Annotated in this window: 11 protein-coding genes; 8 read left to right on the top strand and 3 right to left on the bottom strand. The window is 70.4% G+C overall.

Going from position 1 to position 11414, the window contains the following annotated elements; translation table 11 throughout:
- Window positions 1-392 precede the first annotated feature (392 nt).
- The 3 genes from AB0B89_RS14840 to AB0B89_RS14830 all read right to left on the bottom strand — a co-directional run bounded on the left by AB0B89_RS14840 (window position 393) and on the right by AB0B89_RS14830 (window position 3046).
- Complete coding sequence (locus AB0B89_RS14840; RefSeq protein ID WP_358552458.1) at window positions 393-1304, bottom strand: EamA family transporter; 912 nt, start codon at window positions 1302-1304, stop codon at window positions 393-395.
- A gap of 63 nt (window positions 1305-1367) precedes the next feature.
- On the bottom strand, window positions 1368-2135 hold the full coding sequence (locus AB0B89_RS14835; protein WP_358552456.1) for an ABC transporter permease: 768 nt from the start codon (window positions 2133-2135) through the stop codon (window positions 1368-1370).
- Window positions 2132-3046, bottom strand: coding sequence for an ABC transporter ATP-binding protein (locus AB0B89_RS14830; protein WP_358552454.1), 915 nt, complete (start codon window positions 3044-3046; stop codon window positions 2132-2134). The genes AB0B89_RS14835 and AB0B89_RS14830 overlap by 4 nt, the downstream gene beginning before the upstream one ends.
- A gap of 282 nt (window positions 3047-3328) precedes the next feature.
- On the opposite strand from AB0B89_RS14830, the gene AB0B89_RS14825 reads away from it, so the two are divergent.
- From AB0B89_RS14825 to AB0B89_RS14790, 8 genes are all read left to right on the top strand, one after another.
- Complete coding sequence (locus AB0B89_RS14825; RefSeq protein WP_358552452.1) at window positions 3329-4108, top strand: VOC family protein; 780 nt, start codon at window positions 3329-3331, stop codon at window positions 4106-4108.
- A 222-nt stretch (window positions 4109-4330) separates the two neighbouring features.
- Complete coding sequence (locus AB0B89_RS14820; RefSeq protein WP_358552450.1) at window positions 4331-5659, top strand: multidrug effflux MFS transporter; 1329 nt, start codon at window positions 4331-4333, stop codon at window positions 5657-5659.
- 104 nt (window positions 5660-5763) lie between these two features.
- Window positions 5764-6540, top strand: a complete 777-nt coding sequence (locus AB0B89_RS14815; protein WP_358552448.1) for a winged helix-turn-helix transcriptional regulator — start codon at window positions 5764-5766, stop codon at window positions 6538-6540.
- Window positions 6537-7949, top strand: a complete 1413-nt coding sequence (gene sufB, locus AB0B89_RS14810; protein WP_358552446.1) for a Fe-S cluster assembly protein SufB — start codon at window positions 6537-6539, stop codon at window positions 7947-7949. The genes AB0B89_RS14815 and sufB overlap by 4 nt, the downstream gene beginning before the upstream one ends.
- Window positions 7950-7951: 2 nt before the next feature.
- The gene (sufD, locus tag AB0B89_RS14805; RefSeq protein ID WP_358552445.1) at window positions 7952-9073 is read left to right on the top strand and encodes a Fe-S cluster assembly protein SufD; all 1122 of its coding nucleotides are present in this window, start codon (window positions 7952-7954) and stop codon (window positions 9071-9073) included.
- The gene (locus tag AB0B89_RS14800; protein ID WP_358552443.1) at window positions 9070-9408 is read left to right on the top strand and encodes a non-heme iron oxygenase ferredoxin subunit; all 339 of its coding nucleotides are present in this window, start codon (window positions 9070-9072) and stop codon (window positions 9406-9408) included. The genes sufD and AB0B89_RS14800 overlap by 4 nt, the downstream gene beginning before the upstream one ends.
- Complete coding sequence (gene sufC / locus AB0B89_RS14795; protein ID WP_358552441.1) at window positions 9409-10155, top strand: Fe-S cluster assembly ATPase SufC; 747 nt, start codon at window positions 9409-9411, stop codon at window positions 10153-10155. It begins immediately after the preceding gene.
- A complete protein-coding gene (locus AB0B89_RS14790; protein ID WP_358552439.1) occupies window positions 10152-11414 on the top strand; it encodes a cysteine desulfurase in 1263 nt (420 codons plus the stop codon). The genes sufC and AB0B89_RS14790 overlap by 4 nt, the downstream gene beginning before the upstream one ends.

The raw sequence follows: 11414 nt of genomic DNA, 5'->3' as shown, positions 1-11414 counted from the left end.
ACGCCTTGATCGGATCGAGCGACGCGGGCTCGCCGAAGGGCAGGTTCCAGCTGGCCTTGTCCAGTTCCCCCTGGGCGGCGGGGGTCGCGACGAGGCCCGTGGGGGTGAGCCGCCGAGCGGCTTGACACTGACCAGGGCGAACGCGTCCTCCCCACGCCCGTGGGGGTGAGCCGGTACCCGACACGTCCTTCTCGGCCCGCAGGAAGTCCTCCCCACGCCCGTGGGGGTGAGCCGTTGTTCTGGTAGACGTTGCCCGCCGCGCCGTCGTCCTCCCCACGCCCGTGGGGGTGAGGCGGAGTCTGTGCGGGGCTTCGTCTACGAGGTGGAGACCGGGCGACTGCGGAGGGCCAGGGCTGAGGTTCGGCAGGGGTGGTTGTCTGCGGGCGTTGGGGTCAGGATGTGCGGGTGGCGCCTACGGAGGCGATGACGACGCAGCCGATGGCCGCCCACTCGCGGACGTTGAGGAACTCCCCGAGGACGACCAGGCCGACCAGGGCCGCCGCCGCGGGCTCCAGGCTCATCAGAATGCCGAAGACGCGCTTGGGCATGGTGCGCAGGGCCTCCAGTTCCAGGCTGTAGGGGATCACCGAGGAGAGCAGGCCGACACCCGCGCCCAGAAGGATCAGCTCCGGGCTGAGCAGGCCCGCGCCCCCGGTGGCCACCCCGACCGGAGCGGTGACGAGCATCGCGACGATCATGGCGAAGGACACCCCGGTCGTGCCGGGGAAACGTCCTCCGGCGGCGGCCGACAGCAGGATGTAACCGGCCCAGCAGGCGCCCGCCAGGGCGGAGAAGCCGATGCCGATCCAGCTGAGGCCGTCGCTATCGCTCCAGGGCGCGAGCAACAGGATGCCGGCGGCGGCCAGCACCACCCACAGCAGGTCCATCCGGCGGCGCGAGGCCGCGACCGCCACCCCGAGGGGGCCGAGGAACTCGATGGTCACGCAGATGCCCATCGGCAGCCGGGCGAGCCCCTCGTAGAACGAGAGGTTCATCACGCCCAGCGTGACGCCGAACGCGACGCCGACGGCGAGGTCACGCCGGGTCAGGCCGCGCAGCCGGGGCCGGGCGACGGCCGCGAGGATCACCGCTCCCGCCGCGATCCGCAGGAACACCACGGCGCTGGGCGGCAGGTGCGTGAAAAGGTTCTTGGCCAGGCCCGCGCCGATCTGGACCGACAGGATCCCCAGCACCACCAGCCCGGACGGGGGCACCGCACCCGCGGCCGTCCGTACGAAGGCTCCTGGCCGGGCGCGGTCCGGGCGGTACGGTCCGGCGGACGCGGAGATCGACGGCAGCGTCATCGGGGGTTCTTCTCGCGTTCCTCGCACCTGCTGGTGCGGTCGGGGGGATGCCTGGGGTCTACGTCACTCCCACCGGAAGGTGCGGGAGGCCAGACCGAGGGTAACGGCCGCCCAGACCAGCAGTACGAGCAGGTCCCTGATCGGCAGTCCGCCGCCGTGCGCGAGCACCGAGCGCAGTCCGCCGGTCAGCGCGGTGATCGGCAGCAGCTCCACGACGGCACGTACGGCGTGCGGGAACGCGGTGACCGGGACGACGACGCCGCCGAGCCCGAGCAGCACCAGGTAGACGAGGTTCGCGGCGGCGAGCGTGGCCTCCGCGCGCAGTGTTCCGGCCATCAGCAGCGCCAGCCCGCTGAACGCGGCCGTGCCGGCGAGGACCAGGACCAGCGCCCACAGCGGGTCGCCCTGGGGGTGCCAGCCCATCGCCAGCGCCACGGCGGCGATGACGACGATCTGGAGCACCTCCACGGTGATCACCGCGAGCGTCTTGGCGAGCATCAGGCCCGGACGCGACAGGGGAGTGGCCCCGAGGCGCTTCAACACCCCGTACCGCCGCTCGAACCCCGTGCCGATCGCCTGGCCCGTGAAGGCCGTGGACATGATCGCGAGCGCGAGCACGCCGGGCGCCACGAAGTCGATGCGCCTGCCCGGCACCTCCAGCAGCGGCGCGGCCGAGAACCCGACCAGCACCAGGATCGGGATGATCAGCGTGAGCAGGAGCTGCTCCCCGTTGCGCAGCACGGCCCGCACCTCGGCGCCGGCCTGGGCGAGCACCATGCGGGGCAGGGGCGCCGCCCCGGGCGAGGGCGTGAAATCGAGGGCGGCGGTCATCGCAGTTCCCTTCCGGTGAGCTCCAGGAAGACGTCCTCCAGGGTGCGGCGCTCCACGCTCAGGTCGTCGGCGGTGACGCCCTCGGCCGCGCACCAGGTGGTGACGGTGCCGAGCAGCTCGGGGCCGACGTGGCCCTCGATGACGTAGTGGCCGCTCGGCGACTCCTTGGCCGTGCTGCCCGTGGGCAGCGCGGTGAGCAGCTCGTCGAGGTCGAGCCCGGGACGCGCGCGAAAGCGCAGCTGCCGCTCGGCGCCCGTGAGCGCCTGCGGGCTCCCCTCGGACACCACCGTGCCCCGGTCGATGATGACGACCTTGTCGGCGAGCTTCTCGGCCTCGTCCATGTGGTGGGTGGTCAGCACCGTGGACACCCCCCGGGCGCGCAGCTCGGCGACCACGTCCCAGCAGGCGTGCCTGGCCTGCGGGTCGAGCCCCGCGGTCGGCTCGTCGAGGAAGACCAGCTCAGGGCGGCCGATGACGGCGGCGGCGAGCGACAGCCGCTGCTGCTGCCCCCCGGACAGGCGGCGGTACGGCGTACGGGCGTGCTCGGTCAGCCCGAGCCGGTCGAGAAGGGCGGCGGGGTCGAGGGGATGGGCGTGGAACCGGGCGACCAGCCGCAGCCACTCGCCGGCCCGTACGGCCGGGGGCACGCCGCCGGACTGGAGCATCACGCCGATGCGCGGCTTGAGCTCGGCCGCCTGGCGTGCCGGGTCGAGGCCGAGGACGCGCACCGTGCCGCCGTCGGCCCTCCTGAACCCCTCGCAGATCTCGACCGTGGTGGTCTTCCCGGCGCCGTTGGGGCCGAGGATCGCGGTGACCGCGCCACGTTCGGCGTTCAGGGTCAGACCGTCGATCGCGACTGTGCGGCCGTATCGCTTGACCAGATCGGTGAGCGCGACGGCTGGGGAGTCCATGCTGACGAGTTTAGGGACCGCGCCGCGTGGTTCATTCGGCGGACCACGGCCCCCGTGCCGCGTCGTGGTAAAGGTTGCGGGCGCCTCCGGCCAAGCCGCCTCGTCGGCTCCTGTGGCGCCCGCCCCGCCGTGTGACGCTGGCCGTGTCCCGTGCCGCGACCGCGGGGCCGGCTCCGGCCGGCGCGGCGTCCGCTGAGAGCTGGAAGCATCCGCGACCAGGCGTGAGCGGGTGCGGACGTGCAGGGGCGAGCGACGTGACATCGGCCGTCAAGGAGGCCAGGCATGCCCACGCGTACCGGTTACAAGCCCGGCGTGCCCTGCTGGGTGGACCTTTCGAGCACCGACCTCAGCGCGTCGGTGGGCTTCTACGAGCGGCTGTTCGGATGGCGGGCCGAGTTCGACCCCCACCCCGACGCGGGGGGATACGGCCGGTTCTGGCAGGGCGGGAAGCTCGTGGCGGGCATCGGGCCGACGTTCGGCGAGAGCGTTCCCTCGGTGTGGAACACCTACATCGCCACCGACGACGCCGAGTCCGTGGCCGAGAGGGTCAAGGAGGCGGGGGGCCACGTCACGGTAGGGCCCGTGCAGGTCTTCGACGAGGGCTCGATGGCGGTCTTCCAGGATCCGGCGGGGGCGTCGTTCATGATCTGGCAGCCCGGCAGGCACTATGGCGCCCAGTTGGTCAACGAGCCGGTCGCGCACTGCTGGAACGAGCTGGACTGCCGTGACGTCGTGGGGGCCAAGGCGTTCTACCCGGCCGTCTTCGGGTGGGGCTCGCGCAGCGCCACTGACGCGGCGGGCGTGGAGTACACCGAGTGGCTGGCGGACGGCAGGCCGGTCGCGGGCATGATGCCGATCGGCGACCGGTTCCCTCCCGAGGTCCAGGCGCGGTGGCTGGTCTTCTTCGCCGTGGCCGACTGCGACGTCATCGCCGCCCTCGCCGAGGACCACGGCGGAAGCATCCTCCAGCGCCCCGCGGACCTTCCGGCGGGACGCTACGCCATCCTCGCCGACCCCCAGGGCGCCGTCTTCGCCCCCATCACCCTCAAACCCGCCCACTGAGCCGGTCGCGGCCGGTCCTCAGCCTCCCTCACGACCCCCACCGGCTTGGTCACCTCATGGCCTTGACCTGTGACGACAGGTCCGGCCGTTCGAGCCGTCGCGCGCCTATGTGGTCAAAATAATTATCTATCAGGGAATTAAGTCGTCTTTAATGTTGTTCATGCGCATTCGGCCCCCGTGGGCTGTTCGAGCACTCAGACGCCCTGAAGGGACCGCATGCCCATGACCCCCCAGCGGGACGAGGCCGTGGCGGCCTCCGGTGACGGGAAGACGGGTGGGGGGCGGCGAAGGGGCCTGCTCCTGCTGATCCTCGGGGCGCTTTCGGCGATCGGTCCCCTGTCCATCGACATGTACCTGCCCGCGTTGCCCGCCATCCGGGGGGAGATGCTCACCGGGGCCGCCCAGGTCCAGCTCACGCTGACCGCGTGCCTGATCGGGATCTCCGTGGGCCAGGTCATCGCCGGGCCGCTGAGCGACGTGCGCGGGCGGCGCGTGCCGCTGCTCGGGGGCGTCGCCGCCTACGCGCTCACCTCGCTGCTGTGCGCCTTCGCCCCCTCGGTGGACGCGCTGATCGCGCTGCGCCTGCTCCAGGGCATCGCGGGCGGCGCGGCACTGGTGATCGTGCGCGCCGTCGTCCGCGACCTGTACGACGGGCCCGCCATCACCCGGATCTTCGCCACGCTGATGCTGGTCAGCGGCCTGGCCCCCGTCGTGGCGCCGGTCGCGGGGGCACAACTCCTGGTGGTGACCTCCTGGCGGGGCGTGTTCGTCTCCCTCAGCGTGGCCGGGCTGCTCCTGCTGCTCGCGGTGACGCTGGGCGTACGCGAGACCCTCCCCGCCGGGCGCCGGGAGGGCGGCGGCCTGCGGCACACCATCGCGACCTTCGGCCTCCTGGTCCGCGACCGCTCCTTCATGGCCGGGGCCCTGGCCGCCGGGCTCGGCTTCGCGGCCATGTTCGCCTACATCTCCGGGTCGCCGTTCGTCCTCCAGGAGATCTACGGAGTGACGCCCACCGGCTTCTCCCTGATCTTCGGTCTCAACGCGCTGGGCCTAACCGCGATGGCCCAGGTGGGCGGGGGGCTCGCCGGACGGGTGGCCCCGGCGCGCCTGGTGCTCGCCGGCCTGCTGGTGAGCCTCGCGGGCGCCGCCGGCCTGGTGGCGGGAGTGGTCGCCGGCCTCGGCCTGCTCGCGGTGGTCGTGTCGCTGTTCATCCTGATGTGCGGCGTGGGCCTGTCGCTGCCGGGGTCGGGCGCGCTGGCCCTGGCCGGCCAGGCTCCGCAGATCGCGGGCAGCGCCTCCGCACTGCTCGGAGTGCTCCAGTTCGCGCTCGGGGCGGTCGCCGCGCCGCTGGTGGGTCTCGGCGGATCGGGTTCGGCGCTCCCGATGGCCCTGCTGATGGCCGGGCTGACCGTGGCGGCCCTGGTGGCCTTCCTGGTGCTCGGCCGCGCGGGGACCGCCGCGCCCCGGGACACCACGGCCGTCCCCGTCGTCCCCGGGGTGGTGGGGGACGGGCTCCCTGTGGACCTGTCCGGAGACGTTTCCGCTGGTTAGGTAAGCCTTACCTGCGTGACAAAGTCCATTGGCGCAACCCGGACATCCGGTTGTGTGCCGGGAAGGAATTACGGCACACTGATGTTGTGAAAAACGTGGCTGGGATGACGCACGCCGAAAAAGGCGCGGAGCGCGGCACGCGCGCACGCGTCGCTCGGCTGATCCTGGAGCACGGCCCGATCAACGCCGCCGCGCTGGGCGAGCGGCTCGGGCTCACACCGGCGGCTGTGCGTCGTCATCTCGACGCTCTGCTCGCCGAAGGCATGATAGAGCCTCGCACGGCGCGGCCTCGCGGGCAGAGGGGGCGCGGGCGTCCCGCCAAGCTGTTCGTGATCACCGACGCCGGGCGCAGCGCCTTCGAGCACGCCTACGACGGCCTCGCGGGCAGCGCGTTGCGCTTCCTGGCGGAGCGCGTGGGCGAGGAGGCCGTGGCCGAGTTCGCCCGATCGCAGGTGAGCGGCCTGGTCAGGCGTCTTGAGCCGGTGATGCGCGAGGTGCCCGCCGACCAGCGGGTGCGCATGCTGGCCGAGGCCCTGACGGCCGACGGCTACGCCGCCTCGGCCACCCAGGCCAAGTCCGGCGGCGAGCAGCTCTGCCAGCATCATTGCCCGGTCGCGCATGTGGCGGCGGAGTTCCCGCAGCTGTGCGAGGCCGAGACCGAGGCATTCGGGCAACTGCTCGGCACGCCCGTCCAGCGCCTGGCGACGATCGCCCACGGCGACGGGGTGTGCACGACCCATGTGAGCCCGCGCGCCCTCGCGGCTCAGAGGAACGCACCGGTGAACCCCCGGCGGAGCGCGACCGTAGACACGTCAGACGGCTCCGGCGTGACCATAAGCACTTCGCGAAAAGCGATTGAGAGCAAGGAGACCGGAAGGTGACTGTCACCGACCGCCCGGAGCTTGAAGGCCTCGGGAATTACAAGTTCGGCTGGGCCGACTCCGACGTGGCGGGCGCCACGGCGCGCCGAGGCCTGTCCGAGGACGTCGTGCGCAACATCTCGGCTCTGAAGAATGAGCCCGAGTGGATGCTCGACCTTCGCCTGAAGGGCCTTCGGCTCTTCGGCAAGAAGCCCATGCCGAGCTGGGGATCCGACCTCTCCGGCATCGACTTCGACAAGATCAAGTACTTCGTGCGCTCCACCGAGAAGCAGGCGGCCACCTGGGACGAGCTCCCGGCGGACATCAAGAACACCTATGACAGGCTCGGAATCCCCGAGGCCGAGAAGCAGCGCCTGATCGCGGGCGTCGCCGCGCAGTACGAGTCCGAGGTCGTCTACCACAAGATCCGTGAGGACCTTGAGGAGAAGGGCGTGATCTTCCTTGACACCGACACCGGTCTCAAGGAGCACCCCGAGCTCTTCAAGGAGTACTTCGGCTCGGTCATCCCGGTGGGCGACAACAAGTTCGCCTCGCTCAACAGCGCGGTGTGGTCGGGTGGCTCGTTCATCTACGTCCCGCCGAACGTGCAGGTCGAGATCCCGCTCCAGGCCTACTTCCGGATCAACACCGAGAACATGGGCCAGTTCGAGCGCACGCTGATCATCGTCGACGAGGGCTCCTACGTCCACTACGTCGAGGGCTGCACGGCGCCGATCTACTCCTCCGACTCGCTGCACAGCGCGGTCGTGGAGATCATCGTGAAGAAGAACGCCCGCTGCCGTTACACGACCATCCAGAACTGGTCGAACAACGTCTACAACCTGGTCACCAAGCGCGCCGTGGCGTACGAGGGCGCGACCATGGAGTGGATCGACGGCAACATCGGCTCCAAGGTCACGATGAAGTACCCCGCCGTCTACCTCATGGGCGAGCACGCCAAGGGCGAGACGCTGAGCGTCGCGTTCGCCGGCGAGGGCCAGCACCAGGACGCGGGCGCCAAGATGGTGCACCTCGCGCCCAAGACCTCCTCGACGATCATCTCCAAGTCCGTCGCGCGTGGCGGCGGCCGCACCTCCTACCGCGGTCTCGTGCAGATCGAGGAGGGCGCCGCGGGCTCGGCGTCCACCGTCAAGTGCGACGCGCTGCTCATCGACCAGATCAGCCGCTCGGACACCTACCCCTACGTCGACGTCCGCGAGGACGACGTCTCCATGGGGCACGAGGCCACGGTCTCGAAGGTCTCCGACGACCAGCTGTTCTACCTCATGAGCCGCGGGCTCAACGAGGACGAGGCCATGGCGATGATCGTGCGCGGCTTCGTGGAGCCGATCGCGCGCGAGCTGCCGATGGAGTACGCCCTTGAGCTCAACCGCCTGATCGAGCTGCAGATGGAAGGGGCGGTGGGCTGACCATGGGCCTCGACTCCAAGCCTCTCTCCACCTTGCACGGCGCCTCCTCCTACGACCTTAAGGACTTTCCCGTCCCGACGGGCCGCGAGGAGATGTGGCGGTTCACCCCGCTGTCCCGCCTGCGCGGCCTGCACGACGGCACCGCGCCGGTCACCGGCAACGTCGTGGTCCACGTCGAGGCCGCGCCGGAGGTCTCGGTCGAGACCGTCGGGCGTGACGACGCCCGCATCGGCAAGGCGTACGCGCCCACCGACCGGGTCAGCGTCCAGGCGTTCACCTCGTTCGAGAAGGCGACCGTGATCACGGTGCCGAAGGAGGCCGTGACCTCCAAGGAGACCGTGATCAGCCTTCGCGGCGAGGGCGGCGGCGCCTCCTACGGCCACATCGTGGTCGTCGTCGAGCCGCTCGCCGAGGCCGTGATCGTGCTCGACCACCAGGGCAGCGCGGTCTACGCCGACAACGTCGAGTTCGTCGTCGGCGACGGTGCCACGCTCAAGATCGTCAGCCTGCAGGACTGGGCGCCCGACGCGGTGCACGTCTCGCAGCACCACGCCCACCTGGGCAGGGACGCGACGTTCAGGAGCTTCGTCGTCACCATGGGCGGCGACCTCGTCCGCCTGTCGCCCTCGGTCTCCTACACCGGGCGCGGCGGTGACGCCGAGCTGAACGGCCTGTACTTCGTGGACGCCGGCCAGCATCTTGAGCACCGCCTGCTGGTCGACCACAGCGTGCCCGACTGCCGGAGCAACGTCGACTACCGCGGCGCCCTCCAGGGCGACGAGGCGCACGCCGTGTGGATCGGCGATGTGATCATCCGTGTCGAGGCCACCGGCACCGACACCTACGAGCTCAACCGCAACCTCATCCTCACCGACGGCGCCCGCGCCGACTCGGTGCCGAACCTTGAGATCCTCACCGGAGAGGTCGCGGGCGCGGGGCACGCCTCGGCGTCGGGCCGCATGGACGACGAGCACCTCTTCTACCTCCAGGCGCGGGGCATCCCGTACGAGGAGGCGCGCCGCCTGGTGATCAGCGGGTACTTCGCCCAGTTGATCGAGAAGATCGAGGTCGAGGAGATCCGCGACCGCGTGCTCGCCGCCGTGGAGGCGGAGCTCGCGCGATGACGTTCATGAAGGTCTGCTCCCTCTCCGACATCCCCGACGGCGGCGTCGTCGGGGTCGAGGCGCAGGGCAAGCCCGTCGCGCTGATCCGCAAGGACGGCGAGGTGTTCGCCCTGCACGACGTGTGCTCGCACGCCGAGGTGAGGTTGAGCGAGGGCGAGGTGTACGACGACACGCTGGAGTGCTGGCTGCACGGCTCGTGCTTCGACATCCGCTCCGGCAAGCCCACCGGCCCGCCCGCGACGCGGCCGGTCCCGGTCTACCGAGTGAAGCTCGAAGGCGACGACGTGCTCGTCTCGCTCGACAGCGCTGACAATGACGAAAATGGGGAGTCTTAAGTGTCCACCCTGGAAATTCGTGACCTGCATGTCGCCGTGGAGGACAAGGAGATCCTGCGCGGAGTCAATCTGACCGTCCGCGCGGGGGAGACCCACGCCCTCATGGGCCCGAACGGCTCCGGCAAGTCGACGCTCGCCTACGCGATCGCCGGTCACCCGAAGTACACCATCACCTCCGGCGCGGTGACCCTCGACGGCGAGGACGTCCTGTCCATGACCGTCGACGAGCGCGCCCGCGCGGGCCTGTTCCTCGCCATGCAGTACCCCGTCGAGGTCCCCGGCGTCTCGGTGTCCAACTTCCTGCGCAGCGCCGTCACGGCCGTGCGCGGTGAGGCGCCGAAGCTGCGCGTCTTCACCAAGGAGCTGAAGGCCGGCATGGACGCCCTGTCCATCGACGGCGCCTTCGCCCAGCGCAACCTCAACGAGGGATTCTCCGGCGGCGAGAAGAAGCGCCACGAGATCCTTCAGCTGGAGCTGCTCAAGCCGAAGATCGCCATCCTCGACGAGACCGACTCCGGTCTCGACGTCGACGCCCTGCGCGTCGTCTCCGAGGGCGTCAACCGCTTCGGCGCGGCAGGTGACACCGGCGTGCTGCTGATCACGCACTACACCCGCATCCTGCGCTACGTGAAGCCGGACTTCGTCCACGTCTTCGCGGCCGGTCGCATCGTCGAGGAGGGCGGCCCCGAGCTCGCCGACAAGCTTGAGGCCGAGGGCTACGAGCGCTACACGAAGGCGAATGCATGACCGACAGCATGTTCGATGTGGAGAGGATCAGGAAGGACTTCCCGATCCTCTCCCGCGAGCTGCCCGGCGGAAGGCCGCTGGTCTATCTTGACTCGGGCAACTCCTCGCAGAAGCCCGCGCAGGTCATCAACACCATGCGTGACCACCTGGAGCAGCACTACAGCAACGTCGGCAGAGCCCTGCACGTGCTGGGCAGCGAGTCGACCGAGGCCTACGAGGGCGCGCGCGACAAGGTCGCCGCCTTCATCGGCGCGCCGGCCCGCGACGAGGTCGTCTTCACCAAGAACGCCTCCGAGGCGCTCAACCTGGTGGCGTACTCCTTCGGCAACCCCACCAACACCGACGAGCGGTTCACGCTGGGTCCCGGCGACGAGATCGTCATCTCCGAGATGGAGCACCACTCCAACATCGTGCCGTGGCAGCTCCTGGCCCAGCGCACGGGGGCGACGCTGCGCTGGTTCCCCGTCACCGACGAGGGCCGTCTCGACCTGTCCGGGATGAACGACCTGGTCAACGAGCGCACGAAGATCGTGTCGATCGTCCACCAGTCGAACGTCCTCGGCACGGTCAACCCGGTCGCCGACGTCCTCGCGCGGGTCCGCGAGGTGGGCGCGCTGATGATGCTGGACGCCTCCCAGTCCGTGCCCCACCGCGCGATCGACGTCGCGGCGCTCGGGGCCGACTTCGTGGCGTTCACCGGGCACAAGATGGTCGGCCCGTCGGGCATCGGCGTCCTGTGGGGCCGGCACGAGCTGCTCGACGCGATGCCGCCGTTCCTCGGCGGGGGAGAGATGATCGAGGCGGTCTGGATGGACCACTCGACGTTCGCGCCCGTGCCGCACAAGTTCGAGGCGGGCACGCCGCCGATCGTCGAGGCGATAGGGCTCGGCGCCGCCGTCGACTACCTCTCGGGCGTCGGCATGGAGGAGATCCGGCGCCACGAGCACGAGCTCACGGTGTACGGCCTGTCGGCGCTGGGGGAGTTCCCGGGACTGCGCGTCATCGGCCCAACGACGGCAGAGGAGCGCGGTGGGACGATTTCGTTCACGATCCCCGGCATACACCCGCATGATGTGGGGCAGATCCTCGACGACCAGTTCGGCGTCGCCGTGCGGGTGGGGCACCACTGCGCCCGCCCGCTGCACCTGCGCTTCGGAATACCGGCGACCACGCGGGCGTCTTTCTACTTGTACAACACCACGGACGAGATCGACGCGCTGGTCCGGGGCCTCCACCACGTCCAGAAGGTGTTCGGTTAA

This window comes from Sphaerisporangium sp. NPDC049002, assembly GCF_040649355.1.
In the GTDB taxonomy this organism is placed as follows: domain Bacteria; phylum Actinomycetota; class Actinomycetes; order Streptosporangiales; family Streptosporangiaceae; genus Sphaerisporangium.
Note: the sequence above shows the minus strand (reverse complement) of the source record. Positions and strands in the feature narration are given on the sequence as shown.